The organism is Actinacidiphila sp. DG2A-62 (assembly GCF_035825295.1).
Classification (GTDB): domain Bacteria; phylum Actinomycetota; class Actinomycetes; order Streptomycetales; family Streptomycetaceae; genus Actinacidiphila.
In genome coordinates this window covers 2,084,922-2,110,286 of the sequence record NZ_JAYMGI010000002.1, presented here as the reverse complement: position 1 = coordinate 2,110,286, position 25,365 = coordinate 2,084,922, and the positions used below count along the sequence as shown (strand labels likewise).

General features: G+C 76.0%; 21 protein-coding genes and 1 pseudogene. 9 read left to right on the top strand and 13 right to left on the bottom strand.

Annotated features, from left to right (window positions below; genetic code table 11):
• Positions 1 to 155 precede the first annotated feature (155 nt).
• Positions 156 to 590, top strand: coding sequence for a MarR family transcriptional regulator (locus tag VSR01_RS09320; RefSeq protein WP_326448779.1), 435 nt, complete (start codon positions 156 to 158; stop codon positions 588 to 590).
• Positions 591 to 831: 241 nt separating this feature from the next.
• Here the strand turns inward: VSR01_RS09320 and VSR01_RS09315 are convergent, their stop codons facing one another.
• Positions 832 to 1,419 (bottom strand): TetR/AcrR family transcriptional regulator, encoded by a 588-nt coding sequence (locus VSR01_RS09315; RefSeq protein ID WP_326448778.1) that lies wholly within the window; start codon positions 1,417 to 1,419, stop codon positions 832 to 834.
• A gap of 69 nt (positions 1,420 to 1,488) precedes the next feature.
• Here VSR01_RS09315 and VSR01_RS09310 point away from each other — a divergent pair, with 69 nt between their 5' ends.
• Positions 1,489 to 2,382 (top strand): NADP-dependent oxidoreductase, encoded by an 894-nt coding sequence (locus VSR01_RS09310; RefSeq protein ID WP_326448777.1) that lies wholly within the window; start codon positions 1,489 to 1,491, stop codon positions 2,380 to 2,382.
• A 171-nt stretch (positions 2,383 to 2,553) separates the two neighbouring features.
• Positions 2,554 to 3,177, top strand: a complete 624-nt coding sequence (gene eda, locus VSR01_RS09305; RefSeq protein ID WP_326448776.1) for a bifunctional 4-hydroxy-2-oxoglutarate aldolase/2-dehydro-3-deoxy-phosphogluconate aldolase — start codon at positions 2,554 to 2,556, stop codon at positions 3,175 to 3,177.
• An 87-nt stretch (positions 3,178 to 3,264) separates the two neighbouring features.
• Here the strand turns inward: eda and VSR01_RS09300 are convergent, their stop codons facing one another.
• The 3 genes and pseudogenes from VSR01_RS09300 to VSR01_RS09290 form a co-directional block, all read right to left on the bottom strand.
• Entirely contained in the window at positions 3,265 to 5,445 is a 2,181-nt protein-coding gene (locus VSR01_RS09300; RefSeq protein WP_326448775.1) for a hypothetical protein, read from the bottom strand.
• A 604-nt stretch (positions 5,446 to 6,049) separates the two neighbouring features.
• Complete coding sequence (locus tag VSR01_RS09295; RefSeq protein WP_326448774.1) at positions 6,050 to 7,075, bottom strand: PhzF family phenazine biosynthesis protein; 1,026 nt, start codon at positions 7,073 to 7,075, stop codon at positions 6,050 to 6,052.
• A gap of 173 nt (positions 7,076 to 7,248) precedes the next feature.
• A pseudogene (locus tag VSR01_RS09290) lies at positions 7,249 to 8,256 on the bottom strand (Gfo/Idh/MocA family protein); the annotation flags it as partial.
• 76 nt (positions 8,257 to 8,332) lie between these two features.
• Here VSR01_RS09290 and VSR01_RS09285 point away from each other — a divergent pair.
• The 3 genes from VSR01_RS09285 to VSR01_RS09275 are packed head-to-tail and all read left to right on the top strand — an operon-like array spanning position 8,333 to position 11,088.
• On the top strand, positions 8,333 to 9,664 hold the full coding sequence (locus tag VSR01_RS09285) for a multidrug effflux MFS transporter (protein ID WP_326448772.1): 1,332 nt from the start codon (positions 8,333 to 8,335) through the stop codon (positions 9,662 to 9,664).
• 22 nt (positions 9,665 to 9,686) lie between these two features.
• The gene (locus VSR01_RS09280) at positions 9,687 to 9,908 is read left to right on the top strand and encodes a hypothetical protein (protein WP_326448771.1); all 222 of its coding nucleotides are present in this window, start codon (positions 9,687 to 9,689) and stop codon (positions 9,906 to 9,908) included.
• Positions 9,874 to 11,088: a serine hydrolase domain-containing protein gene (locus VSR01_RS09275; RefSeq protein WP_326448770.1), complete on the top strand. Its 1,215-nt coding sequence runs from the start codon at positions 9,874 to 9,876 to the stop codon at positions 11,086 to 11,088. Before VSR01_RS09280 ends, VSR01_RS09275 begins: the two co-directional genes overlap by 35 nt.
• Before the next feature lie 60 nt (positions 11,089 to 11,148).
• Here the strand turns inward: VSR01_RS09275 and VSR01_RS09270 are convergent, their stop codons facing one another.
• The 3 genes from VSR01_RS09270 to VSR01_RS09260 form a co-directional block, all read right to left on the bottom strand.
• Positions 11,149 to 11,955 carry a hypothetical protein gene (locus tag VSR01_RS09270; protein ID WP_326448769.1) on the bottom strand — a complete coding sequence of 269 codons (807 nt, stop codon included), beginning with the start codon at positions 11,953 to 11,955 and terminating at the stop codon, positions 11,149 to 11,151.
• Positions 11,956 to 12,049: 94 nt separating this feature from the next.
• Positions 12,050 to 13,225, bottom strand: coding sequence for a YVTN family beta-propeller repeat protein (locus tag VSR01_RS09265; RefSeq protein WP_326448768.1), 1,176 nt, complete (start codon positions 13,223 to 13,225; stop codon positions 12,050 to 12,052).
• Positions 13,225 to 14,031: a polysaccharide deacetylase family protein gene (locus VSR01_RS09260; protein ID WP_326448767.1), complete on the bottom strand. Its 807-nt coding sequence runs from the start codon at positions 14,029 to 14,031 to the stop codon at positions 13,225 to 13,227. The genes VSR01_RS09265 and VSR01_RS09260 overlap by 1 nt, the downstream gene beginning before the upstream one ends.
• A gap of 162 nt (positions 14,032 to 14,193) precedes the next feature.
• Between VSR01_RS09260 and VSR01_RS09255 the strand changes: the two genes are divergently transcribed.
• Positions 14,194 to 15,495 carry a glycosyltransferase family 4 protein gene (locus tag VSR01_RS09255; protein WP_326448766.1) on the top strand — a complete coding sequence of 434 codons (1,302 nt, stop codon included), beginning with the start codon at positions 14,194 to 14,196 and terminating at the stop codon, positions 15,493 to 15,495.
• Between the two features lie 254 nt (positions 15,496 to 15,749).
• On the opposite strand, the gene VSR01_RS09250 is transcribed toward VSR01_RS09255, so the two are convergent.
• Positions 15,750 to 17,177 carry a sugar transferase gene (locus VSR01_RS09250; protein ID WP_326448765.1) on the bottom strand — a complete coding sequence of 476 codons (1,428 nt, stop codon included), beginning with the start codon at positions 17,175 to 17,177 and terminating at the stop codon, positions 15,750 to 15,752.
• A gap of 835 nt (positions 17,178 to 18,012) precedes the next feature.
• On the opposite strand from VSR01_RS09250, the gene VSR01_RS09245 reads away from it, so the two are divergent.
• Positions 18,013 to 19,032, top strand: coding sequence for a small ribosomal subunit Rsm22 family protein (locus VSR01_RS09245; RefSeq protein WP_326448764.1), 1,020 nt, complete (start codon positions 18,013 to 18,015; stop codon positions 19,030 to 19,032).
• Here the strand turns inward: VSR01_RS09245 and VSR01_RS09240 are convergent.
• The 5 genes from VSR01_RS09240 to VSR01_RS09220 all read right to left on the bottom strand — a co-directional run bounded on the left by VSR01_RS09240 (position 19,029) and on the right by VSR01_RS09220 (position 23,687).
• Positions 19,029 to 20,189, bottom strand: coding sequence for a magnesium and cobalt transport protein CorA (locus VSR01_RS09240; RefSeq protein WP_326448763.1), 1,161 nt, complete (start codon positions 20,187 to 20,189; stop codon positions 19,029 to 19,031). The two genes, VSR01_RS09245 and VSR01_RS09240, sit on opposite strands and share 4 nt — an antisense overlap.
• Positions 20,186 to 21,892: a phytoene desaturase family protein gene (locus VSR01_RS09235; protein WP_326448762.1), complete on the bottom strand. Its 1,707-nt coding sequence runs from the start codon at positions 21,890 to 21,892 to the stop codon at positions 20,186 to 20,188. The genes VSR01_RS09240 and VSR01_RS09235 overlap by 4 nt, the downstream gene beginning before the upstream one ends.
• Positions 21,893 to 21,958: 66 nt before the next feature.
• On the bottom strand, positions 21,959 to 22,780 hold the full coding sequence (ddaH, locus tag VSR01_RS09230) for a dimethylargininase (protein ID WP_442785426.1): 822 nt from the start codon (positions 22,778 to 22,780) through the stop codon (positions 21,959 to 21,961).
• Positions 22,781 to 22,980: 200 nt separating this feature from the next.
• Positions 22,981 to 23,409 carry a type II toxin-antitoxin system VapC family toxin gene (locus tag VSR01_RS09225; protein WP_326448761.1) on the bottom strand — a complete coding sequence of 143 codons (429 nt, stop codon included), beginning with the start codon at positions 23,407 to 23,409 and terminating at the stop codon, positions 22,981 to 22,983.
• Complete coding sequence (locus VSR01_RS09220) at positions 23,406 to 23,687, bottom strand: hypothetical protein (protein ID WP_326448760.1); 282 nt, start codon at positions 23,685 to 23,687, stop codon at positions 23,406 to 23,408. The genes VSR01_RS09225 and VSR01_RS09220 overlap by 4 nt, the downstream gene beginning before the upstream one ends.
• 300 nt (positions 23,688 to 23,987) lie before the next feature.
• Here VSR01_RS09220 and VSR01_RS09215 point away from each other — a divergent pair, with 300 nt between their 5' ends.
• A complete protein-coding gene (locus tag VSR01_RS09215; protein WP_326453571.1) occupies positions 23,988 to 25,349 on the top strand; it encodes an MFS transporter in 1,362 nt (453 codons plus the stop codon).
• The last annotated feature ends 16 nt before the right edge of the window (positions 25,350 to 25,365 follow it).

Here is a 25,365-nt window from a genome sequence, read left to right as displayed (position 1 = left end):
CGGTTCCGCCCGGGGGCGGGTTCGGCGATCGGCCGCATGGACCAGCGGGCCGCCGGGCCGGCCCGGGCGGCGAGTACGCTGACGGGCATCCCAGCGCCTGCGAGAGTGTGACCGTGACTGCCTTCCGTCGCCCTGAGCCCGATGAGGTCGCCCGCGTGACCACCACGGCCGTCGAGCTGCTGGAGGTCGTGTGGGGCCGTGCCTCGACCACGCCCACCTCCGCGTCCCAGCTGCGCGTGCTGCACATCCTCGAACACCACGACGGCATCAACCTGCGGACGCTCGCCGAGTCCCTCGCCTCCACCCCGCCGGCCACCAGCCGGCTCTTCGACCGGCTCCAGGCCGCGGGCTTCGTCGAGCGGGTGCCGAGTCCGGAGAACCGGCGCGAGGTGCGCCTGCACCTGAGCAGCCGGGGGCGCGCCTTCCTGGCCGATCTGCGCACGCGCAGGGAGCGGGAACTGCGGGCGGTGCTCGCGGAGGTGCCCGCGGCCCGCCGGGTCGCGCTGCTGGAGGGACTGGAGGCGTTCTGCGCCGCCGCGGCTACGCAGATACACGGCGCCGCCCAGGACGCCGGCAGCCGGACGGCCTGAACCGCCCGCGGGAGCGGCCGGCCGCCGGGCGCGCGCCGTACGCGGGCCGGCGGCACACAGAGCGGTCCTCGGCCACCGTTCCCTGTCCTTCCCCGAGCACCCCGACCAGGGGTCACTCTGTTGCCGCGCGGCCATCATTGTCAAACGGCAACTGTCCTGTGCGCCCCTCGCCCGTACGTCCCTCACCCGTACCCGTCTACCCCCGGTCGGGCGCTCCTTGCCGAGCGTCCCGACGGCTTCCTCACGCGCGTGGGGCAGGGGCGGCGGCCTCCCAGGCCGCCTCGATCATCGGGAAGACCTCGTCCAGGGCGGCCTGGGGATCGGCGGACTCACGGGCCAGCGAGTAGGCGTCGATCACGAACCTCGCGAGGGCCCGGCCCGCCGTCGCGGTCTGCGGCAGCCGGGGATCGGCGGCGAGGGCGTTCGCGAGGGACTGCGCGTGGCGCAGCCTCATCGACTCCTCGTAGTCCCGCAGGGCGGGTGAGGCGTCGACCATGCGCCAGACCGGGTCCGCGCCGTCGGCCGTGCAGTGGTCCACCAGGGCCTCGATCACGCGGCGCAGCGCGGGGAGGAGCGGCTCGTGCGGCTGCCGGTCGGTGACCGCCCGCGTCAGGCGCTGCTCGAAGTCCGCGTCCCGCTCGAACACCAGGGCCTCTTTGGAGGCGAAATGCGCGAAGACGGTGGTGACGGCCACGTCGGCCTCGGCGGCCACGTCGCGGATGCCCACCGCGTCGTACCCGCGGTCCAGGAAGAGCCGTACGGCGGTGTCGGCAATCTTCTGGCGGGTTGCGGCCTTCTTGCGCTCGCGGCGCCCGGACGACACGGTCATGCACCAACGCTAGCAGGTACGAAATCCTAACGGTTTCAGTAATGGAACCGTTAGTGTTACCGTCCCGGCATGAAGATGGTGAGCTTCGCCGAGTTCGGCGGCCCTGACGTCCTGCAACTGATCGATGCCGAGGAACCCCACGCGGGGCCCGGCCGGATACGCGTCGCCGTGCGCGCGGCGGGTGTGAACCCCGTCGACTGGAGGCTCCGTGAGGGCCAGGTCCTGGGCGCCCATCCGCTCGTCCTGCCGTCGGGAGTCGGACAGGACGCCGCCGGGGTGGTGGACGAGGTGGGGGAGGGCGTCGAAGGGGTCGCCGTCGGCGACCGCGTGTTCGGCGAAGGATCCAGCACGTATGCCGAGTTCGCCGTGCTGTCGGCCTGGGCCCGCATGCCCGAAGGGCTGACGTTCGAGGAGGCGGCCGGCTACCCCTCGGTGATGGAGACCGCGCTGCGCGTCATCCGCGAGGTCGGCGTGCGGCCGGGACAGACGCTGCTGGTCAGCGGGGCGTCCGGGGGAGTCGGGTCGGCGGTGCTGCAGGTCGCCCGCGACCGCGGCATCGCGGTCGTCGGCACCGCCGGGGCCGCGAACCAGGACTACCTGCGGAGCCTGGGTGCCGTCGCCACGACGTACGGCGACGGCTGGGTGGAACGCGTGCGCGCGCTCGGCCGGATCGACGCGGCCCTCGACCTGGCCGGCTCGGGCGTGATCCGTGAACTCGTCGAACTCACCGGGGACCCGCGGAAGGTGATCTCCATCGCCGACCTCGCCGCCCCCGGGCTCGGGGTCCGGTTCTCCGGCGTGGCCGGGAGCGTGCCGCAGGCGCTCACCGAGACGGTCGACCTCATCACACGGGGAAAGCTGCGCATCCCGGTCGACAAGGCGTACCCGCTCGCCGACGCCGCGGCAGCCCACACCGACAGCCGGAGCGGCCACACGCGCGGGCGCAGGGTCATGGTGGTCTGAGCTTGCCGCACAGCCGCACAGCCGCACAGCCGCCCGCCGCGCGGCCGCACACCGCCTCCCCGCAGCGACGGGAGGAGCCGCCCGGACGGGGCGCCGGCTCGCGTGGGCGCGGTCGTTGCGAGGGGTGCAACGCGCGTTGCGGGAGGTGGGCGTGCGGGCAAGGATGACCGGATGCAATCCGTGTTCGACCTCGCCCCGGCCGTCGTCCCGGTCGTGGTGCTGGAGGACGCCGAGGACGCCGTCCCCCTGGCCAGGGCCCTGGTCGACGGCGGCCTGACCGCGATCGAGATCACGCTGCGCACGCCGGCCGCGCTGGAGGCGATCCGGGCCGTCGCCCACGCCGTGCCCGGCGCCGTCGTGGGCGCGGGGACCGTGCTCGGCCGGGAACAGGCCGCCGCCGCCGTCGAGGCCGGCGCCCGCTTCCTGGTCAGCCCCGGCTGGACCGACCGCCTGCTCGACGCGCTGCGGGACTCGGGACTGCCGTTCCTGCCCGGCGTCTCCACCGTCGGCGAAGCGCTCGGCCTGCTGGAGCGCGGCGTCACCGACATGAAGTTCTTCCCCGCGGAGGCGGCCGGCGGCCCGGACTACCTGCGCTCGCTGGCCTCGCCGCTGCCGCGCGCCCGCTTCTGCCCCACCGGCGGCATCGACGCCGACCGCGCCCCGGCGTACCTGCGCCTGCCCAACGTCGCCTGCGTGGGCGGCACATGGATGCTGCCGCAGGACGCGCTGCGCGCCCGCGCCTGGGACCGGGTCGCCGCGCTGGCCGCGGAAGCCGCCGCGCTCAGCGGCCGTTGACGGCCCACCGCGGACGGGGTGGGGGACGCCGGCGGCGGCCGGGAAGGCATCCGGCCGCCGCCGGCGTCCGCTCGACGCGGTACGAACTCAACAAGCCCGCGCCGCAAGCGCGTTGTACGCCTCCGCGACCACCTGGACGGCGCCCGCCGACCCGGAGGCCGCCGGCCCGGCGCCGCACCCCAGGGTCACCGCGCGCGACTCGCCGGGCAGCAGGCACGGGAAGTGCGCCGCGTCGGGCGCGGCGTCGTCCTGCGGAACAGCGTCCGGCGTCGCGGCGTCCAGGGCCGCGGAGTTCAGGACGGCGGCGTCCGAAACGGCGGAGTCCAGGGGCGTTTCCCGCCCGCGCACCGCGACGCGCACCCACGCGGCGGGCCACGCACCGGTGTTGGTGACCACGGCCGTCACCGCCGAGCGCCCGGCCGCGGACGTCCGCAGCGAAAGCCCTGTGAACGGCAGGCCGTTGACGCAGCGAAGATCCGTCGGAGTGCGGTGCCGCCAGTAGTCGTTGGCGGCGGCCGGAACGCCGTCCGGGCCGGTGAGGGTCAGCCGCAGCAAGTGGGCCGCGGGCAGGGCGCGTTCGAAGGGCACGGTCAGCACGCGGGCGGCCCCGGCCGCCGGGACGTCGGCGGCCGCGGTCACCGGCGCGGCCAGCGGCCGGCCGGCCAGGTCGTACAACCGCGCGGTGACCGTCGCGCCGCGCAGCGCGTCCGGCCCCCGGTTGACCACGACCACCGCGCCGTCGCGCGGGTCCGCCTGGACGTGCAGCCGCGCCCGCGCCGCGCGCACCCCGCAGCGTCCCGCGTCGGTCCACCCCGTCACGACCTCCGGCCCCGCGTCGGGCCGTCCCGTGCCGCCTCCGCGGACCCCGGCGTGCCGCAACGGCCGGGCGGCGGCGGCCTCCACGGCCGCGCGCAGGCTCTCGTAGTCCACGATCCGCGCCCTGCGCAGGAAGGCCGCCGCCGAGGTCGCGGCGCCCAGCCGCTCCTCCACCGCGCGCACGAACGCCTCGGGCAGCCCCGCGCCCTCCCGCGCCGCCTCCCACTCCCCGGGCTCCCCGGGCCACCAGCCGCGGACCCCGAGGTCCAGTGCGGCGAGCGTCGCCGGGTCGCGGTACGCCGTCGCGCCGCGCGCACCGGCGGGGGAGGCGGACGGCCGCGCCCGGAGCCGTACCCGCGGGGCCAGCAGCGCGGCCACGCTCTGCGCCGTGGCCCGTCGAGCCGGCCGCGCGGCCGCGTCGGGGCAGCGCGGCGCGACCGCCGGCGCCTGCGCCCAGGCCCCGGCCAGATGCGGCTCGGGCGCGAGCCGCACGACCAGCGTCCGCAGGCGGGGGCCGCCTGCGGCGGTGTCGCGGTTCGGGAAGGTCTCGCGGTGCGGGGCGGGCTCGCTGTGCGGGATGGGCTGACTGTGCGGGATGGGCTCACTGTGCGGGGCGGTCGCACCGTCCGGGACGGGCGCGCTGCTCGCGGCGGGTCCGCTGTCTGTGAGGGTGCCGCCGGCCGGGACGGTTCCGCCGACTGCGAGGGATCCGCCGCTCGGGGCGGTCTCGCCGTCCGGGACGGTTCCGGTGCTCGCGGCGGTCCCGCCGGCCGCGATCCGCGCGCCGCCGGCGTCCGCCGCGCCCGCGCCGGTCGCCGCGACCCGCGCCGCCTCGGTCACGTCGAACCGCGCCCGCGCGAACGGGTGCGGCAGGGCGCCCACCCGTCGGCCGTCGAGCCAGAACTCCGCGTCGTGGCCGACCCCTTCGACGTCGAGCAGCAACCCGTTCGCCGCGTCGGCCGGGAGCGCGAACCGGCGCACGAACCACCACGAGTGGCGCGCCGACCCGCCGGATACGTCGGAAGCGTCGTCCGCCCCGCCCGCGCCGTCGAGGCCGCCCATGCCGCCCAAGACGTCGCGGGCCTCCAAGGCGTCCCGGCCGCCCACGCCGTCCACGCCGTCCCAGCCGTCCACGCCGTCCAGGCGCCCGAGGTCGCCGAGCCCGTCCAACTCGGCCATGGCGTCGAGCCCGTCGAGTCGATCCAGCTCGGCCAATGGGCCCAGCCCGTCCAGCTCGTCCAGCCCGTCGAGTCCGTCGAGTCCCTCCAGCCCATCGGAGGCGTCCGCCCGCGCCGCCGCGCCCGCCGCGGACAGCTCCGCGCCGCCCGCGACCCCCGCGCGGTCGTCCAGCACCAAATCCCACCCGGCGCAGGACGCCGTTCCCGCCCTGGCCCCGGCCGCCGTGTCCAGCCGCGCTTCCGCGAGCAGCGTGCCGACCACCTCCGGCGCCATACCTCGGAGGCGGCCCGGGGCGGCGTCGCGTCCTGACACGTGCGGAGGGTTCTTCGGCATGGACACCGCTCCCGTTCACGAAGACTTCGGTGAGGCGCTGCGGTCGCGGCGCTCTTTGACAACGTTGCCATAGCGTATGACAACGTTGCCGAGGAAGTTTCCTATGCGCGATGCCGCCTTTCAATACGGACGAGGGACACATTCTGGGAACGAACCGCGCCGCCGGGCAGCGGCACGAAACCGACCTCCCCCTCACGGCCGCCGAGCATGCCGGGGGCGGGGTAGGGGGCAGTCTCGGCGGGTGCTGCGTCCGGGCCGGTTCGCGGGCCGCCGCGGAAGCCGTCCCGGGGTCCGTGCACGCGCGGTGGGGCCGCAACAGCCACGGCGCGGTCACGTCGAGGGGGCTCGCCGCCCGCGAGGCGCTCGGCGACCGCGTCGATCCGAGTGATCCGGGCGAGGGGCCGTCGGGAGCCGGCACGAGCATCGGGTGGGGGCGGTGCGCGACGCGTCGGCGCGCACCGCCCGCGTGGCGTACCACGTTCTTCCCGCTGGACGGGGCATGACGTGCCCGGCCGGGGTTCCCACCTCGCAACGGCTGTGCGGGCTACACCCCGGCCGGGATGGCGGTCGCGGCGCCGGTGACGCGGACCCGGGGGTCGCCGGGCCGCAGCTCGACGGTGAGGACGCCGGGGCGGCCGAGGTCGTCGCCCTGGTGGAGGGTGAGGACGGCCGGAACCGGGCCGAGGCGCCGCAGGTACGCGCCGAAGGCGAGGGCCGCCGCGCCGGTCGCCGGGTCCTCCACCACACCGCCGACCGGGAACGGGTCGCGGACGTGGTAGACCGTCGCGCTCTCCCGCCAGACCAGTTGCACCGTGGTCAGGTCGAGCGCGGTCATCAGCGCGGCGAGCCGGTCGAAGTCGTAGTGCAGGTCGGCCAGTCGAGCGCGGGTGGCGGCGGCGAGCACGAGGTGCCGGGCGCCGGCGTAGGCGATGCGCGGCGGCAGCGCGGGGTCGAGGTCGCCGGCCGCCCAGCCGAGCGCGGCGAGCGCCTCCGCGACGTCGGCGTCCCGCGCCTCCTCGACGGAGGGCTCGACACTGGTGAGGGTCGCCCGCAGGACACCGTCGGCGCCGGCCGCGACGTGCACCGGGACCTCGCCTGCCGGGGTACGGAACAGCAGGTCGCCCGGGCCGATGCGCTCGGCCAGCGCGACCGCGGTCGCCACGGTGGCGTGGCCGCAGAACGTGACCTCGGCCTTGGGGCTGAAGTACCGCACGTCCAGCATTCGCCCGGCCCCGGCTCCGCCTTCCGAAACGGCCCCGGCTCCGGCTTCCGACGCGGCTGCGGCTCCGGACGCGGCCCCGGCTCCCGACGCAGCCCCGGCTCCCGGCAAGGGGCCGGCTTCCGACGCGGCCGCGGACCCGCCCGCATCCGCGCGTCCCGTCACGAACGCCGTCTCCGAGTAGCCGACGTCGGCCGCGACGGCGAGCATCGCCGCGTCGTCGAGCCCGGAGGCGTCCAGCACCACCCCGGCCGGGTTGCCGCCCGCCGGATCGGTCGAGAACGCGGTGTACCGCAGGACCTCCCCCGCGGCCGGTCCGTTGTCGCCACCCTGTCCCGTACTCGTCACCATGCCCGCCTCAACTTCCGCCGACCGCACGTTGTTCCGGCGCGGACCGCCCACCCGCGGCGCCCGCCGGCCGCCCACACACGGCGCCGGCCCGCCGCCCGCACACGGCACCCGCGGCGCCCGCGGAGACCGCCCACGCCCACGCCCACGCCGCGCCCGCCGCCGGCTGAGTCCACGCCCGGGTAGGTCACGCCGATCCTGTCGCGGATCCGGTCCAGCGTCCGCATCACCGCCAGCGAACCCTCCAGCGGGACCAGCGGGGACTGGGTCTCGCCCGCGCGCAGGCAGCGCATGACCTCCGCGGCCTCGTGGCGCATCGTGCCGCGGTCGTGGTCGTCGCTGACGTCGGCCAGCCGCACGGTGCGCGGGGCCTCGCCCGGCCGGTGGACGGTGAAGCGGTCGGCGTTGAAGAAGCCGTCCGGGATGTCGATGCGGCCCGCGGTCCCGGCGACCGAGGCGGGCGCGCCGGTGTCCGCAGCGAACGTGCAGGAGAGCGCGGCGACCGCGCCGCCGTGCCAGCCGAGCACGATGCCGGTGGTGTCGTCGACCCGCTCCGGGGTCAGGTGCGCCCACGCCTGGACCTCGTCCGGCTCGCCGAGCAGCAGCTGCGCGAACGCTACCGGGTAGACGCCGAGGTCCAGCAGCGCGCCGCCGCCCTGCCTCGGGTCGCGCATCCGGTGCCCCGGCTCGAAGTCGCCGGGGAAGCCGAAGTGCGCGGAGACCTGCCGGACCTCGCCGATCACGCCGTCGGCGACCAGCGCGACCAGGTTGCGGATCAGCGGGTTGCAGTACGTCCACATGGCCTCCATCAGGAACAGGCCGCGCTCCTGGGCGAGTTCGACCAGCTCGCGGGCCTCGCGCTCGTTGATGGTGAACGCCTTCTCGCACAGCACCGGCTTGCCCGCCTCCAGGCACAGCCCGGCGGCGGCCCGGTGCGCGGAGTGCGGCGTCGCCACGTAGACCACGTCGACCTCCGGGTCCGCGGCCAGCTCCGCCCAACTGCCGTGCGCGCGCGGGATGCCGTGCCGCTCGGCGAACGCTTTCGCGCCCTCCGGGCTGCGCGAGCCGACCGCGACCACCTCCGCGTCCGGGAGCGACCGCAGTGCCTCGGTGAAGGTCGCGGCGATGCCGCCGGTCGCCAGGACGCCCCACCGGATCTTCGGTACGGATGTGTCGCGCGTCATCGCCAGCAGCCCTCGTATTCGGTGTCGGTGGGTCGGTGCAGGATGAAAGAATAGGCGGCGGTTCACCTACCCCCCGATGGAGCGTGCCGCCGTGCAGGACGCCGGGCCGACGACCCCCGCGTACGAGACCCCCACCCCGATCCCCTCACCCACCCGGACCCCGGCCGTCGCCCCCTCCGCCGAGGTCCGCCGCGCGGCCGCCCGCCGCACCGGCCTGCTCGTCACCCTCGTGCTCGGCGGCCTGACCGCCCTGCCGCCGCTGTCGATGGACATGTACCTGCCCGCGCTGCCGCAGGTCACCGACGCGCTGCACGCGCCCTCGGCCACCGTGCAGCTCACCCTGACCGCGTGCCTGGCCGGCATGGCGCTCGGGCAGCTCGTGGTCGGCCCGCTCAGCGACCGGTGGGGCCAGCGCCGGCCGCTGCTGGCCGGCATGGCGATCTACGTGCTGGCCACCGCGATCTGCGCGTTCGCGCCCACCGCCGGGCTGCTGATCGGCTTCCGGCTGGTGCAGGGCCTGGCCGGCGCCGCCGGCATCGTGATCTCCCGCGCGGTCGTGCGCGACCTGTACGACGGCGTGGAGATGGCCCGCTTCTTCTCCACGCTGATGCTGATATCCGGCGTCGCGCCGATCGTCGCGCCGGTCATCGGCGGCCAGATCCTGCGGCTGACCGACTGGCGCGGCGTCTTCGTCGTCTGCACGGTCATCGGGGTGCTGCTCACCCTCGTGGTGTGGCGGCGGCTCGACGAGACGCTGCCGCCGGAGGACCGGCACGGCGGCGAGCTGGCCGGCACCTTCGGATCGATGCGCCGGCTGCTCGCCGACCGGGTGTTCACCGGCTACGTCATCGCCGGCAGCTTCGCCTTCGCGGCGCTGTTCACCTATGTGTCCGCGTCGTCGTTCGTGGTCCAGGACATCTACGGCGCCTCCGCGCAGACCTTCAGCCTGCTGTTCGGCCTGAACTCGATCGGCCTCGTCGGCGTCGGCCAGCTGGGCGGCAAGGTGCTGGTCGGCCGGGTGGACATGGACAAGGTGCTGGCGGTCGGCCTGGCGCTGATCACCGCCGCCTCCGTCGCGCTGGTGCTGCTGACCACCGGCGTCTTCGGGCGGGCCACGCTGCCCGAGATCGCCGCCGGGCTGTTCGTGCTGATGTCCGCGATGGGCCTGGTGCTGCCCACCACCAACACCCAGGCGCTGCTGCGCACCAAGCGCGCGGCGGGCTCCGCGTCCGCGCTGATCGGCACGTCGTCCTTCCTGATCGGCGCGGTCCTCTCGCCGCTCGGCGGGATCGCCGGCGACGGCACCGCCGTGCCGATGGCGGTCACGCAGCTCGGCTGCGTCACGGTCGCCTGCGCGGCCTTCGTCGGGCTGTGCCTGCGCGGGCGGCGTACGGTGGAGGGACCGTAGGGTCACCCCCTGGGAGGAAGCGATGTCCGACGTTCCGGACGAACGCACCGAGGAGCGCGCCGACGAGCGCACCTGGGCGTTCAAGGCGGCAGACAGCACACTGCACACGGGGTCCGAGCACACGGTGGACCCGGAGGACCTGGTGATGGCCTCCGGCCGGGACTGCACCCCGGAGCTGATCGAGCAGGCCCGCAGAGCACTGGAGGAAGATGGCCCCGCCGCTGTCGAGAGGTACCTGCCGTGAGGCGGGGCTCGACTCCGACGAGCTGCGCCGGCTCGTCCCCGAACTGGCCGGGCACCTGTCCGCCGCGCCGGGGACCGCGGCGCCGGGCCCGCGGACCGCCGAGGCTGGCCCGGAGGTCGCGGCGCATCCGTGGTGCGCCGGCGCGGTCGTGCTGGCCGGCCGCGGCCGGACCGTCGCACTGCACGAGCCGCTCGGCTGGGCCGTCCGGTACGCCCGCTACGACGAGGACGCCGACCGCGGCGTGGAACTGCCCGGGGACGCGCGGGTGCCGATGCGCGCCGACACCGTCTTCGACCTCGCCTCGCTGACCAAGCTCTTCACCGCCGTCGCCGCGGTCCGCGAGATCGAACGCGGCGCGCTGGACCTCGACGCCCCGATCGCCCGCTACGCGCCCGCGCTGACCGCCGCGGCCGAGCACGGCATCACCGCGCGCCACCTGCTCACCCACACCTCCGGGCTGCGGCCCGAGCTGCCGCTGTACGAGCTGCCGGACGCCGCCGCGCGCGCCGCGGCGCTCGCCGCCGAGCAGCCGTTGACCCCGCCGGGCGCGGCCCGCTGCTACTCCGACCTCAACCTGCTGCACCTGCAGACCGTCCTGGAGCAGCTCACCGGCCGGCCGCTGGACCGGCTGATCGCCGAGGGCGTCACCGGCCCGCTCGGCATGGCCGACACCCGCTTCGCCCCGCCCGCCGCCTGGCGCCCGCGGATCGCCGCCACCGAGGACCAGCGCAGGCCCTGGGCCAAGCTCGACCGGGGCATGGTGCACGGCGAGGTGCACGACGAGAACGCGTACGCGATGGGCGGCGTCGCCGGCCACACCGGGCTGTTCTCCACCGCCTGGGACCTGGCGCTGTTCGCCCGCGCCCTGCTGGACGGCGGCGCCGGCGTGCTCTCGCCCGCCTCCGTCGACCTGCTGCTCGGCGGCGTGCCCGACCCCGACGGGGTGCGCCGCCCGCTCGGCTTCGAGGCCGACCAGCCGTGGTTCATGGGCGAGTTGGCCGGCCGCGGCGCGGTCGGCCACACCGGCTTCACCGGTACGAGCCTGGTCCTCGACCCGGCCGGCGGCGCCTTCCTCGTCCTGCTCGCCAACGCCGTCCACCCCTGCCGCAGCTGGCGCGTGGGCAACGCCCCCCGCGCCGCCGCGGCGACCCGCCTGGCCCGCGCCGCGAAGGCCGGGTAGGGGCCGGCCAGGCCAGGGGGCCGGGCGGGTCACGCGGGTACGCGGCCGCGCGGCGGGCGCTCAGCCGCGGTCACCGGACGTCGGGCCCCACAGGTGCCACAAGGTGACGAACAGGCAGACCAGGGCGAGGGCCAGCACGATCAGCATGCCGGTGCTGATCGCCACGAGTCGGCCGTCGCTGATGTTCTGGACCAGCCGGGTGCGGCCCTCCTCGCGGACCTCGCGTTCGGCCGGGGCGCTGGACACGTACCGCCACGCCGCGGCGTCGGCGGCCAGCAGCAGGAGCGCGCCGGCCGGCCAGGCCCACCGCCACCGCCGCCACCGCTGCTGTTCCGGCGGCAGCCCGACCGCCGCGGGGCACCGCCGCCACAGCTGCTTCTCCAGCGCCGCGTACCCGGCGGTGTTGTCGCGGAAGGTCACCCGGCTGCCGTCGGCGAAGACGACGGTGCAGCGGTAGTACAGGCCCGTCGGCGTCGGCGAAGGAGCGGTGAACACCGTCCCGCGCCGCACGTCCAGCGCCCGGACGTCCTCCCACCGGCGGCCCCGGGCCCGCCAGGCGGTCCCCCACACCAGGCCGCGCTCGCGGACGTCGAGGTATCCGCGCGGCAGCCAGCGCAGCATCGCCGCCATCAGCACCGCGGCGGGCCCCAGCGTCAGCATCCACACGGCGGTGAGCGGACCGCCCGCGCCCCCCGGCCCGATCCACCCGGAACCGGGCAGCAGCATGTCGGGCCGCGTCAGGGCCAGCACCACCTCGGCGACGGACGCCGCGCCCCCCAGCGCCACCGGTCCCGCCAGGAGCCTGCTCCATGCCCTGTGCGACACCGGGTGCCGGCTGCACACCCGCCCGTACACCTCCGCGTCCATCCGCTCAGCACAGCACGGGCGGCTCGGGACGGGTCCCGACGCGGCAGGCGCGGGGCCGGCGGCGGCTCGGGCCCCGCGCGCCGGGGGCGCGGCTTCAGCGGAAGACGCCCGTGTGCCCCAGCGAGTAGCGGCCCGGCTGGGGGTACACGCACAGGCCGTGCGGGCCCGCGCCGACCGGGATCTTGGCCAGCGTGCGGCCGGTCGCGGTGTCCAGGGCGTACACCTCGGAGTCGTAGCGCCCGGACAGCCACAGCACCTTGCCGTCCGCCGAGACGCCGCCCATGTCGGGGCTGCCGCCGCCGTCGATGTGCCACTTGCCGGTCAGCCGGCCGGTCGCCAGGTCCAGCAGCGAGACCGAGCCCTCCTCGCGGTTGGAGATGTACAGGGTGCGCGAGTCGCGCGAGACGTACAGCCCGTGCGCGCCCTTGCCGGTGCGCAGCAGGGTCGGCCGGGAGAACCTGTCGCCGTCCATCACCCACACCCCGTCGGCGACCATGTCGGCGATGTACCAGGTCTTCCCGTCGGGGCTGATCTTCACGTCCTGCGGCATCGCGCCGTCGTACGGCAGCTTCTGCTGCCCGACCACCTCCATCCTCGCGGTGTCGACCTTCAGCAGCTCGCCGGAGAACTCGCAGGAGACGATGAAGTAGCGCCCGTCCGGGGAGAAGTCGGCGTGGTTGACGCCGTAGCAGCTGACCGGCACGGCCTTGCGCACCGCCATGGTGTGCGCGTCCCGGAACACCAGCTGCCGGTCGAGGGAGGCCATCACCACCGCGTACTTCCCGTCCGGGGTGAAGTAGAGGTTGTACGGGTCGTGGACGTCCACGGTCTTCCCGGCCTTCCCGGTGGCCGGGTCGATCGGGGTCAGCGAGTTGCCGACGTCGTTGTTGACCCACAGCGTTCTCAGGTCCCACGACGGCACCACGTGCTGCGGCTGCAGCCCGACCGGGATGGTCTCGATCACCTTGTACGTGCGCGGGTCGATCACCGAGACGGTGTTGGACTCCGTGTTGGGCACGTACACCCGCGACGGGAAGTCCCGGACCACCGGGGAGAGCCGGTTCGGCCGGTCGGCCGCGTACAGGTCGTGCGGGTCCAGCGGCGCGGGCATCCCGGGCAGGCCGGGGGCGACCGCGGGGCGGGCCGGCGCGGCGGCGGCCTTCGTCGCCGGGTGCGGGGTGTGCCGCGCCTGGCCGCCGCAGCCGGCGGTGGCCAGGGCCGCGGCGGCGGCGACGAGCAGGACGCGGGCGGAGGTCGGCAGTCGGCGCATCAGGTCAGCAGCTCCGAGGTCGTGACCGCGCGCAGGCCGCGGCGGTGCAGGTCGTCGAGGATCCCGGGCAGCGCGGCGACGGTGCCGCGGTGCCCGAAGTGCAGGGAGACCACCGAGCCGGCCCGCACCTGCCGGGCCGTCGCGGCCCGCACGGCCGCCGGGCCGGGGTCGGTGTAGTCGAGCGGGTCGACGTCGTACGACAGCAGGTGCGGGTAGCCGGCCCGGCGGGCCAGCTCGACGACCAGCGGCGTGGCCAGCCGGGTCCGCGACGGCCGGAACCAGCGCCCCCGCGAGCCGGTCAGCCGCTCCAGCCGGCGGGCGCAGTCCTCGATCTCGGCGGCGGCCCGCGCCCGGTCCATCGCGTCCAGCGCGCCGTGCGTCTGGGTGTGGTTGCCCAGCTCGTGGCCGCCGTCCAGCACCCGTCGGGCCACGCTCGGGTACGCGTCGAGCCAGGTCCCGACGGCCAGCACGGTCACCCGCGCGCCGGCCCGCTCGGCCTCGGCGAGCAGCTCGCCGGCCATCGCGGGGTCGCCCTGGCCGTGGAAGGTCAGCGCGACCAGCGGCCGGTCGGCCGGGCCGTGCTCGATCTGGTCGGGCAGACCGGGCGGCAGCGGCGCGGGGCCGGGCGGGTGGGACGCCGTCGCGGGTGCGCGGGACGCGGGCGCCCCGGACGCCGGGGCGGCGGGCGTCGCCGCGGGTTCCTCGGGGGCTCCGGGCGCGGGGGAGGAGGGCGCGGCGCAGCCGGTGAGCAGCGCACCGGAGGCCGTCGCCCGGAACAGGTCGCGGCGGGAGATCGACTCGGACATCGCCGATCACTTTAAGGTGTTTTGACCGATTTGCCGGTCAGGTCGGCGTCCACGGCACCGGGATGGCTCGTACGGCTGAACGCTAGGGTTGCGCGTGTTCGCATCGGGGGATCGGCGGGTCCGCAGGGTCCCGGGGAACCCGGAGGAGAAGGGGAGCGCTCCGTGACCGGAACCGTCGCGCACCGGCGGCTGCTGTTCGTGTCCACCAACTACGCGCCCGAGCAGGCGGGTACCAGCCGGTACGCGACGCAGATCGCCGAGCACTGGGCGGCCCTGGGCGCCGAGGTCCACGTCCTGACCGGCATGCCGCACTACCCCGCCTGGCGGCTCGACCCGGCGTACGCGGGCGTGCGCACCACGCGCGAGCAGCGCGGCGGCGTCACCGTGCACCGGCGCGCCCACCGGGTGCCGAGCCGTCAGACCCTGCCCCGGCGCGCCCTGTTCGAACTCTCCCTGCTGCGCGGCGGGCTCGCCGGGGTCCCCGAGATGGGACCGCCGGACCTGGTGGCCGCGCAACTGCCCAGCCTGGCCGCCGGCGTGGCCGGCGCCCGGCTGGCCGCCCGGGCCGGCGTGCCCTACGTCCCGCTGGTGCGCAACCTGCTCGGCGTACGGTCCGCGGCGGCCCGCGCGGTCGAGCGGTACGCGCTGCGCCGCGCGGCCCTGGTCGGCGTCACCCACGAGACGCTGGTCGACGGCGTCGCGGCGCTCGGCGTGCCCCGCGAACGCATCCGGCTGGTGCCCAACTGGTCGCTGATACCCGGGCCTTCGCGCCCCCGCGAGCAGATGCGCGCGCTGCTCGGCTGGCGGCCGGGGCAGACCGTGCTGCTCTACGCGGGCGTGCTGACGCCGGCGCAGCGGGTGCTGGTGGAGGCGGCGCGGCAGGACCCGACGCTGCGGGTGGTGCTGATGGGGGAGGGCGCGGGCAAGGAGGCGCTGCGGGCGCTGTCCGGCGGGCTGCCCAACCTCGACTTCGCGCGGACCGCGGCGGACGAGGAGTTCCCCGACGTGCTCGGGGCCGCGGACGTGCTGGCGGTCACCGACGCCGCCGTGCCGGCCGAGCTGACCTCGTACTTCGCCGCCGGGCGACCGGTGGTGGCGGCGGTCGCCGCGGACAGCGGCACGGCGCGGGAGGTCGACCGGGCGAAGGCGGGCGCGGTCGTGCCGCCCGGCGACCCGGCGGCCCTGCGCGCGGCGGTGCGGGCGCTGGCCGCGGACGAGGCGGTGGCGGCCCGCGCGCGCGACTACGCGACCGCGCACCTCACGCCGACCGCGGCGCTGACCCGCCTCACCGCCCTCCTCACCGACGCGCTCCCGGCCGCCCCGACGATCCTCCCGGCCCCCGTGGCGCCTGCCGCCGCCGGGCCCACCCCGCCCCCGGCCGCCCCGTCCATCCCCCCGGTGCCGGAGCAGCCCCCGGCCGCGCCGGAACCCCCGGCCCCCGTGGCGCCGGACGCCGCGGATTAGGGGCGCGGGGAACTGCGCGGCCAACCGACCACACGCCGGTGGTCCGGAGCGAAGGGAACTGCCCCTTTCGGACGGCGACGACCTGCGGGCCGCTGGGGGCACCGCCCAGGCGAAGCTCTGGGGAAGGCCGGCCGCGCAGTTCCCCGCGCCCCTCGGGCGGAAGCCCGGCGCCGGCTGAGCGTGCCCACGCGGCGCCGGCTGCACAGGAAACGCGGCCCCGGCCACTGATCGGCCCAGCGCCCAGCGCCCGGCGTCTAGTACGCGCCGCGGCCGTCGAGGACGGCCCGGAGGGTGCGGGCCATGACGTCGACGTCGCCGGTGAAGGACCAGTTGTCCACGTAGTGCAGGTCCAGCGCCACCGTCTCGTCCCAGGACAGATCGCTGCGCCCGCTGACCTGCCACAGCCCGGTGATCCCGGGTTTCACCGCGAGCCTGCGCCGCTCCACCTCGTCGTACCGCTCGACCTCCTCCGGCAGCGGCGGTCGCGGGCCGACCAGGGACATGTCGCCGCGCAGCACGTTGATCAGCTGCGGCAGCTCGTCGAGGGAGAGCCGGCGCAGCAGCCGGCCGACCGACGTGACCCGCGGATCGCGCCGCATCTTGAACATCAGGCCGTCGTTCTCGTTCGCGCCGCTGCGTTCCAGCTCCGCCTTGCGGGCCTCCGCGTCCACCACCATCGTGCGGAACTTCCACATGGTGAACGGCGTGCTGTCCTGCCCGTAGCGGGTCTGCCGGTGGAAGACCGGGCCCGGCGACGTCGCCTTGACGGCGAGCGCGACCAGCCCGAACACCGGCGCGAGCAGCAGCAGTCCGAGCGCCGCGCCGGACCGGTCGAGCGCCGACTTCAGGCCCACCTGCGGGCCGCGCCGCAGCGGCGGCGCTATGTGCAGCATCGCCAGCCCGGCCGGCGCGTCCAGCTGCACCCGGCGCACCGCGACGTCCACCAGGCCCGGCAGCAGCGCGAGCGGCATCCCCGCGTCGTGCAGCGCCCACGACAGCCGCTTGGTGCGCTCGGCGGACAGCCGCGGCCCGGTGGCCAGCAGCACCAGCTCCGCGCCCTGGGCGCCCGCGGCCCGCAGCACGGTCGCCGCGTCCTCGCCGGGCCGGTCCGGGTCCAGCGCGGCCAGCCAGGCCACCGGCACGCCGCACTCCAGCTTCGCGCCGCCGACCGGGACCACGCCGACCACGACGTACGCGTGGTCGGTGCGAGAGGACAGGTGCTCCACCACGTGGTCCACGGTGCTGGGCTCGCCGGCCACCAGGACCCGCCGCACCGCCTGCGCGGAGCGGCGGGCCGCGCACAGGTGGCGGTGGCTGCCCTTGCGCGCCGCCACCGTCAGCACCGGCCCCGCGGCCAGCCCGGCCAGCACCAGCGCCGGCCGGGCGATCTCGCCGAACGCGGTGCGCAGCACGGCCAGCACCCCGAGCAGCACCAGCCAGTCGCCGAGCACCGGCAGCACCGAGCGGTGCTCGCCGAGGTCGCCGGCGGCGTAACGGCGGCGCACCGCGCGGATCGCGACCCAGCAGCCCGCGGCCACCAGCGCGCACTCCAGCGGGTGCGGCTGGCCGCCGTCGCCGAGCACCAGCAGCAGCGGCACCAGCACGCCGAGCGCGTCCACGACCACCGCGAGCGGCAGGTACCAGGGAGCCTTGTCGCCGTACGTGGTGTGCGAGCGGTGCACGCCGTGCCGGCCGCCGGCGCCCGGACCGCCGTGAGCGCCGGGGTCGCCCGGGCCGCCCTGAGCGCCGGGGTCGCCGGGAGCGTCCGGAACCCGCGCCGGGTCCGCCGCAACCGCTGCGCCGCCCGCAACCCCCGCGTCCGGTGCACCCGGTACGCCCGACCGGGCTGGTACGCCCCGCACGTGCGACATCTCCGCCACCTCCGGCGCCCCCGCCGCACCGCCGCCCCCGTGCGGCACGGGCCCCACCCGCGGCACGGGCGCTCCGGGCGCCCCGGGCATGACGAAGGCACCGGCGTTCACCGATGCCTTGATGCTGGTCCCCGTCCCGCCGCCGGTCCGGCCGGGTCTGTCCACGGCCCGGTCCACGGCTCTGTCCTCGGCCGCGCCGACCGCTCTGTCCTCGGCCGCGGGAACGACGGGAACGACGGGGACGGTGGGGACGGGTACACCGGGTCCGGCCGACGCCGTGGACACGACGGAAGCGGCGGTCGGCCCGCTCCCGTCCGGCCCCGCGGACGGGCCGAGGAGGTGCGCGGCGTTGCCCCGCCCGTGTCTCGGCTCACTCTCCACGGACATCACCGGCATCGCCGGGTCACCTTCGATACGCCGCACGGACCCCCCTGGCACATCGCGACCGACGGGACGCTCCGGCACTTCCCCAAGAGCCGGCGTCGCCCTGATACGGGGGAACGCTAGGCCAAGCGGGTGGTCGCGCGCTGCGGATTGCACATATTCGGGCCGATGTTATGACCGAGTTAACCCACCTATGGCCAACGAGCGGCCACAGTCTGTAAGAAGCCGACCACCCTGCGGCCGCCCCTTACAGTGTTCCCTTGTGCCCACCGTCCAGCAGCTCCCCGACGATCTCCGCGACGCCCTCGCCCGGCAATTGCGCGAAACCGCGCCCGGCCGCGCGTCCGCGCAGGTGGAGCGCCTGATCGACAACTACCGCGGGGCCGCGCCGACCGTCGCGCCGGCCGCGCCCATCCTGCGCGACGCCGCCGACGTCGCGGCCTACGCCGCCTACCGGATGCCCGCCACCTACGCCGCGGCGCGCTCCGCGCTCGACGCGCTGCGCGCCAGGACCGCCGGCTGGGCCCCGCGCACCCATCTGGACCTCGGCGGCGGCACCGGCGCGGCCACCTGGGCGGTCGCCGACGCCTGGCCGGGCAGCGGGCACACCAGCACCGTCCTCGACTGGTCGCAGGCCGCCCTCGCCCTCGGCCGGGCACTGGCCGCCGACGCCGCCGAGCCCTCCGTGCGCGCCGCCGAGTGGACCCGCGCCCCGCTGGCCGGCGCGCCCCGGCTGCCCGCGGCCGACCTGGTCACCGTCTCGTACGTGATCGGCGAACTCGCCCCCGCCGACCGGGCATCACTGCTGGACGCCGCAGCGGCGGCCGCGCTCGGCGCGGTGGTGGTGGCCGAACCCGGCACGCCCGAGGGCTTCGCGCGGATCGCCGAGGCCCGCGACCGGCTGATCGCGGCCGGCCTGACCGTGCTCGCGCCCTGCCCGCACGACGCGCACTGCCCGGTGGCCGGCGGCGACTGGTGCCACTTCGCCGCCCGCGTCCCGCGCACCTCCCTGCACCGCCAGGTCAAGGGCGGCACCCTGCCGTACGAGGACGAAAAGTTCGGCTACGTGGCCGCGGTCCGGCCCGCCGCGGTGCCGGGCACGCCCGCGCCCGGCCGCGTGGTGCGGCACCCGCAGATCCGCAAGGGCCAGGTGCTGCTGGACCTGTGCACACCGGACGACGGACTGGTCCGCGCGACCGTCGCCAAGCGGCACGGCGACGCCTACCGCGCGGCCCGCGGCGCCGAGTGGGGCGACGCCTGGCCGCCGCCGGACACCCCCTAGAGCCAGCCGACCCGGCGGAACGCCCGGTAGCACAGCGCCGACAGCGTCGCCGTCACCCCCAGCATCAGCGGGTAGCCGAAGGTCCAGCGCAGCTCCGGCATGTGCTGGAAGTTCATCCCGTAGAAGCCGGCGATCATCGTCGGGATCGCCAGGATCGCCGCGCCCGCGCTGATCCGGCGCATGTCGACGTTCTGCTGCACCGCGAGTTGGCTGAGATTGGCCGCCAGCAGGCCGTCCACCAGCTCGCCCGCCGCCATGAGCCGCTCACGCACGTGCGACAGGTGGTCCGAGACGTCGCGGAAGTAGCGGCCCATCTCCGCGCTCACCAGACCCTCCGCGCCGTCGGTCAGCCGCTCCAGCGGCCGGGCCATCGGGTACACCGCGTGCTTGAACTCGATCAGCTCCCGCTTGAGCTGGTAGATCCGTGCCGCGTCGTCGCCGTGGCCGGCCGAGAAGACGTCCGACTCCATCTGGTCCACGTCGAGTTCGACCGCGTCGGCCACGTCCAGGTAGTCGTCCACGACCTGGTCGGCGATGGCGTGCAGCACCGCGGACGGGCCGTGCGCCAGCATGTCGGGCCGGCACTCCAGCGCCCGGCGCACCTTGGCCAGGCCCGGCGCGCTGCCGTGCCGGACCACCACCACGAAGTCCGGGCCCAGGAAGATCATCAGCTCGCCGGTGTCGACCACCTCGCTGGTCGCGGTGAGCTTCTCGTGCTCCACGAACACGATCGTCTTCAGCACCAGGAACAGCGTGTCGCCGTAGCGCTCCAGCTTCGGCCGCTGGTGGGCCTGCACCGCGTCCTCCACGGCCAGCGGGTGCAGCCCGAACACCTCGGCGATCTCCGCCAGGTGCTCGGCCTCCGGCTGGTGCAGGCCGATCCACGCGAAGCCGCCCTTGCGCCGGCGGGCCTCGCGCAGCGCCTGCTCCGGCGGCATCGACGCGGCCCGGCAGCCGTCCTCGTACACCGCGCAGTCCACCACCACGTCGGCGGTGCTGCGCTGCGGCGCGCTCTCGCCGTCCTCGGCGAGGCTGTGCCAGCGGCCGCCGCCGCGCAGCCACTGGCGGCCGACGGTCCGCCGGCCGGAGCCGGAGGACCGTCGGGGCAGCGCGGGCCGGGGGATCGAGGGCCTGCGGATCGAGGGCCTGTTCGTCATCGTTCCTGCTCCCGTGGGTGTACGTGGGTCCGCTCCAGGACCGCCATCGCCGCGTTGTGGCCGGGGACGCCGCTGACGCCGCCGCCGCGGACGGCTCCCGCGCCGCAGAGGAAGACGTTCGGGTGGGCGGTGCCGACGCCCCAGCGGCCTGTGCGGCCGGTCACACCGCCGGAGCCGGAGCCTGAGCCGGGACCTGCGCCTGAGCCGGAGCCTGAGCCGGGGCTTGCGTCCGCCCCCACGCCCCCGCTCGCGCCCTCCCCGTCCTCGCCGTCGTCCCCGTCCTCGCGGAACGGCCAGGACAGGTCGCGGTGGAAGATGTGCCCGCCGGGCAGCCCGACCTCCCGCTCCAGGTCCAGCGGCGACTTCGCCTCCAGGCACGGCCGCCCGTCCGCGTCCACCGCGAGACAGTCTGCCAGCGGCTCGGCGAGCACCGCGTCCAGCTGCGCGAGGGTCGCCTCCAGCAGAGCGGCCTTGGCGTCGCCGGAGCCCGCGCCTCCCGCCGCTCCCGCCGCCTGCGGCTCGAAGAGCCGGGCCGGCGCGTGCAGCCCGAACAGCGTCAGCGTGTGCATGCCCCGCTCGGCCAGTTCGGGCGCCAGGATCGACGGGTCGGTCAGACTGTGGCAGTAGATCTCCGAGGGCGGCGCGTCCGGCACCCGGCCCGCCGCGGCCTGCTCGTACGCGGTCTGCAACTGCCCGTAGGACTCCGCGACGTGGAAGGTCCCGGCGAACGCCTCGCGCGGGTCGACCGCGGCGTCCCGCAGCCGCGGCAGCCGGCGCAGCAGCATGTTCACCTTCAGCTGCGCGCCCTCCGGCCTGGCCGGCCGCTCCTCGCCGAGCAGCCCGGCCAGGGTGTACGGGGCCGCGTTCACCAGCACGTCCGCCGCGCCCACGGTCCGGCCGTCGGCGAGCGTCACCTCGGCCCGTACGCCGTCGGTCGCGATGCCCGTGACCTCCGCGCCGGTCACGATCTGCGCGCCCGCCGCCCGCGCCGCGCCGGCCAGCGCGTCGGTGAACGCGCCCATGCCGCCGACCGGCACGTCCCAGTCGCCGGTGCCGCCGCCGATGACGTGGTAGAGGAAGCAGCGGTTCTGCTTCAGCGACGGGTCGTGGGCGTGGCTGAAGGTGCCGATCAGCGCGTCGGTGAGGACCACGCCGCGGACCGTGTCGTCCTCGAACGCCGCCTCGACCGCCTCGCCGATCGGCCGCTCGAACAGCGCCTCCCAGGCCGCCGGGTCGCCGATCGCCCGTCGCAGCTCGGCGCGGGTCGGCAGCGGGCCGGTGAGGGTCGGGAACACCGCCTCGGCGACCCGCCGCGTCATCCCGTAGAACCGGCGCCACGCCTCGAAGTCCCGGTCCGAGCCGGTCAGCCGGACGAACTGCTCGCGGGTGCGCTCCTCGTTTTCGGCGTCCACCAGCAGCCCGGACGCGCCGCGCGGGGTGTAGGAGGAGATGCGGCGGCGGCGCACCGCGAACCGCAGGCCCAGATCGTCGACGATCTTCCGGGGCAGCAGGCTCACCAGGTAGGAGTAGCGCGACAGCCGCGCGTCGACCCCGGCGAAGGCCCGGGTCGACACGGCGGCGCCGCCGGTCGCGGGCAGCCGTTCCAGCACCAGCACCCGGCGGCCCGCGCGGGCCAGGTACGCGGCGGCCACCAGTCCGTTGTGGCCGCCGCCGACGATCACCGCGTCGTACGAAGCATGCATGCGCCGCACCTTACGGGGTGGGCGGCTCCCGGCGCGGCGGCTCGCGCCCCGGGCGGCGGACCGCCGCTACGGCGTGGCCGGCCGCAGCTCCATCGTGCAGCACTTCACGCTGCCGCCCGCCTTGTGCAGCTCCGACAGGTCCACCGGCACCGGTTCGAAACCGCGCTCGCGCAGCGGCTCCAGCAGGCCGCCGGCGGTCCGCGGCAGCAGCACGTGGCGCCCGTCGCTCACCGCGTTCAGGCCGAGCGCCGCGGCGTCGCGCGCGGTGGCCCGCAGCGCGTCGGGGAACAGCCTGGCCAGCACCGCGCGGCTCCCCGGCGAGAACGCGCCCGGGTAGTACATGATCTCGTCGCGCGCGTCGTCCAGCACCGCCAGCGCGGTGTCCAGGTGGTAGTAGCGCGGGTCGGTCAGCTCCAGGCTGATCACCGGGCGGCCGAAGAACTCCTGCGCCTCGTCGTGCGCCAGCGGGCTGCTGCGGAAGCCCTGGCCGGCCAGGATCCAGGTCGCGGTCACCGCGAGGTCGCCCTCCGCCTCGTTGACGTGCTCGGGCTCGCGCACCTCGGCGAAGCCGTGCGCGCGGAACCAGGCGACGTGCGCGGGCGCCTCGGCGGTGCGCTCGGGATTGGCGAACCGGGCGCCCAGCACCCGGCCGTCCACGACGGTCGCGCCGTTGGCCGCGAAGACCATGTCCGGCAGGCCCGGCAGCGGATCGAGGATCTCCACGGTGTGACCCAGCGCGCGGTAGCGGTCGCGCAGGTCCTCCCACTGGAACATGGCCAGCGCCGGATCGACGGGCTTGGTCGGGTCCATCCACGGGTTGATCGAGTACGAGACGCCGAAGTGTGCGGGTGGGCACATCAGGTAGCGGCGGGGTGTCGCGTTGCGCAAGGCTGGCTCCTCGGGGGGTGGTTGAGAACGCCGGGGCGCGAAGGTGTGGTCCGCGTACCGTGATTGTGCGCCCCCGGCCCCCCGGCGGCACCCGTCCGTCGGCGCCGTCCGCAGCGCCTCCCCGCGCCCGATCGGTCCGGCTCCTGCCCGCCGTCGAGCGGCGCCCCCGAGCGCGTCGCCGATCCGACCCGCGACCAGGACTAGAGGTCGAACTCCCAAGGGTTGAGCACCGCCGCACCGGTGCGCTTCAGATGCTTGGTGTTGCGGCTGGCCACGGTCCAGCCGTTGGCCAACGCCGTGGCGGCGATGAGAGCGTCGGGTGGGTCGATGCCGGCGCCGGCGGCCTTCAAGGTTTTATGAACGGCGAGATACGCTGCCGCCTCGCGTTCGCCGATGGGTGCGATGCGGTCCCGGTACTCCCAGCGAGCTGCGGCCAGCACCTCGGCGTACCGGGCTCGTCGCGCGGGGTCCGGCGTGGCCGTCACGCCTGCTTCGATCTCGGCGACAGTGATGACGCTCAGGAAACGGTTGGGTCGCGGCGTCGAGCGGAGCCAGGCAACGACGCGGGGGTCGGGCCGCACTCGGGTGGTCAGCTCGGCGACGACGTTCGTGTCGAGCAGATAGATCACTGATCGCCCGCCTGGTCGTCGTCGTAGGAACGGGCGCCGAACTCCAGGCCCTCGAAGGGGCGGGACAGCAGGAACTCCTCGAAGCCGTCGGTGGCCAGCCGGACCCAGCGGCTCAGCATCTCCGGCAGTGCCTCCAGCTCCGTGTCGGCCAGCTCCGCGTCGAAGTGCCGGGCCTGGTCGGCCGGAAGGGAATCCCGGATGTCACGGATGGTCCGCAGCGGATGCGCGGGCACGGCAGGCTCGGGCCGGCCCGGAGCGCCACCGGGAGCAGTGGTCATGATCGTCTCCTTCGCTCTACGGCGCCGCCATCAGGTACCAGGTTAGGGGCACCGGCCCGTCCACGGCCCCCGAGTGCTCGCGAGCCGCCGGGCCGGGACGGGCCGACCCGCCCGGTCCGGCGGGCGGGAAAATGCGTTGCCCGGGCGGAGGAGGAACGGGGAGCATGCGTGGCCGTGGTGGTCACGGAGAGTTCCGACGGCGGGGACGGCGAGGGCGGCGCGGGTCGCGCGGGCGGCGGAGGAGGCGGCAGCGGAGCGCGCGGGGGCGGCGGGGCGCCGGGCGGGAGGCGTCACCGGGGACTGCTGCCGGACCTGACGCCGTGGCGGGAGTCCCGGGACTTCCGGCTGCTGTGGCTGGCCGGCGCCATCACGAACTTCGGCAGCTTCCTGACCTTCGTCGCGCTGCCGGTGCAGCTGAAGGACCTGACCGGCTCCGCCGCGGCCGTCGGCGCGATCGGCGCGGTCGAACTGGCGCCGCTGATCGTCTTCGGGCTCTACGGCGGCGCGCTGGCCGACGCCGTCGACCGCAAGACGCTGATCCTCGCGTCCGAGGCCGCGCAGGGCCTGCTGGTGACGGGTCTGCTGGTCAACACGCTGCTGCCGCACCCGGTGGTCTGGCCGCTGTACGCCGCCGCCGCGCTGTCCAGCGCGCTGACCGGCCTGCAGCGGCCGGCCCTCGACGCGATCGTGCCCCGTATCGTGCCGCGCGAGCAGCTCGCCGCCGCGGCCGCGCTCAACTCGCTGCGCTGGCAGGTCGGCGCCATCGCGGGCCCCTCGCTGGCCGGCCTGGTGATCGCCTGGGCCGGCCTCGGCTGGGCGTACGGCGCCGACGCGGTGACCTTCGCGGTGTCCCTGCTGCTCGGCCTCGGCCTGCGCCGCTCGCCCGCCGCGCACGACGCCAGGCCGCCGTCGCTGCGCGGCATCGCCGAGGGCGCGCGCTACGCCTGGGGCCGCAAGGAGCTGCTGGGCACGTACGTGATCGACATGGCCGCGATGTTCTTCGCCTACCCCGCGGCGATCTTCCCCTTCCTCGCCGACGACCTGCACGCCCGCTGGTCGCTCGGCCTGATGTACGCGGCCGGGTCGGTCGGCTCCCTGCTGGTGAGCCTGATTAGCGGCTGGTCCTCGCGGGTGCACCGGCACGGCCTGATGGTGGTGCTCGCGGCGGCCGGCTGGGGCGCGGCGATGGCCGCGGCGGGCTGGACCGGGCGGATCTGGCTGGTGCTGGTCCTCCTCGCGGCGGCCGGTGGCTGCGACATGATCAGCGGCATCGGCCGCTCCACCATGTGGAACCAGACCATCCCCGACGCGCTGCGCGGACGCCTGGCCGGGATCGAGGTGCTCTCGTACTCGGTCGGCCCGCAGCTCGGCCAGGTCCGCTCCGGCGGCGTGGCCGCGCTCAGCTCCGCGCGGACGTCGGTGTGGACCGGCGGCCTGGCCTGCGTCGCGTCGGTCGGCCTGCTCGCCGCGTGGCTGCCGGCGCTGATCGGCTACGACGACCGCCGGCACACCGGCCCGGTCCCGGCGCCGGCCGGCCCCGCGGACCGCGACCCCGTTCAGCCGGACCCCGCGCAGCCCGACGCCGTTCAGCCGGACCCCGTTCAGCCGCGCCCCGCCCAGCCCGACGCCGCGGACCCGGCCCCGGCGCGGACCGCGCCGTAGCGACACCCGCCGCCCC

What these genes read in the sequence shown, in the direction of transcription:
- eda (WP_326448776.1), top strand. Translation starts at nt 2,554, where the DNA reads ATGCAATCCGTGTTCGACCTCGCCCCGGCCGTCGTCCCGGTCGTGGTG.
- VSR01_RS09310 (WP_326448777.1), top strand. Translation starts at nt 1,489, where the DNA reads ATGAAGATGGTGAGCTTCGCCGAGTTCGGCGGCCCTGACGTCCTGCAA.
- VSR01_RS09275 (WP_326448770.1), top strand. Translation starts at nt 9,874, where the DNA reads ATGGCCCCGCCGCTGTCGAGAGGTACCTGCCGTGAGGCGGGGCTCGAC.
- VSR01_RS09260 (WP_326448767.1), bottom strand. Translation starts at nt 14,031, where the DNA reads ATGTCCGAGTCGATCTCCCGCCGCGACCTGTTCCGGGCGACGGCCTCC.
- VSR01_RS09295 (WP_326448774.1), bottom strand. Translation starts at nt 7,075, where the DNA reads ATGGTGACGAGTACGGGACAGGGTGGCGACAACGGACCGGCCGCGGGG.
- VSR01_RS09280 (WP_326448771.1), top strand. Translation starts at nt 9,687, where the DNA reads ATGTCCGACGTTCCGGACGAACGCACCGAGGAGCGCGCCGACGAGCGC.
- VSR01_RS09235 (WP_326448762.1), bottom strand. Translation starts at nt 21,892, where the DNA reads ATGCATGCTTCGTACGACGCGGTGATCGTCGGCGGCGGCCACAACGGA.
- VSR01_RS09285 (WP_326448772.1), top strand. Translation starts at nt 8,333, where the DNA reads ATGGAGCGTGCCGCCGTGCAGGACGCCGGGCCGACGACCCCCGCGTAC.
- VSR01_RS09270 (WP_326448769.1), bottom strand. Translation starts at nt 11,955, where the DNA reads ATGGACGCGGAGGTGTACGGGCGGGTGTGCAGCCGGCACCCGGTGTCG.
- VSR01_RS09220 (WP_326448760.1), bottom strand. Translation starts at nt 23,687, where the DNA reads ATGACCACTGCTCCCGGTGGCGCTCCGGGCCGGCCCGAGCCTGCCGTG.
- VSR01_RS09265 (WP_326448768.1), bottom strand. Translation starts at nt 13,225, where the DNA reads ATGCGCCGACTGCCGACCTCCGCCCGCGTCCTGCTCGTCGCCGCCGCC.
- VSR01_RS09240 (WP_326448763.1), bottom strand. Translation starts at nt 20,189, where the DNA reads ATGACGAACAGGCCCTCGATCCGCAGGCCCTCGATCCCCCGGCCCGCG.
- VSR01_RS09315 (WP_326448778.1), bottom strand. Translation starts at nt 1,419, where the DNA reads ATGACCGTGTCGTCCGGGCGCCGCGAGCGCAAGAAGGCCGCAACCCGC.
- VSR01_RS09300 (WP_326448775.1), bottom strand. Translation starts at nt 5,445, where the DNA reads ATGGCGCCGGAGGTGGTCGGCACGCTGCTCGCGGAAGCGCGGCTGGAC.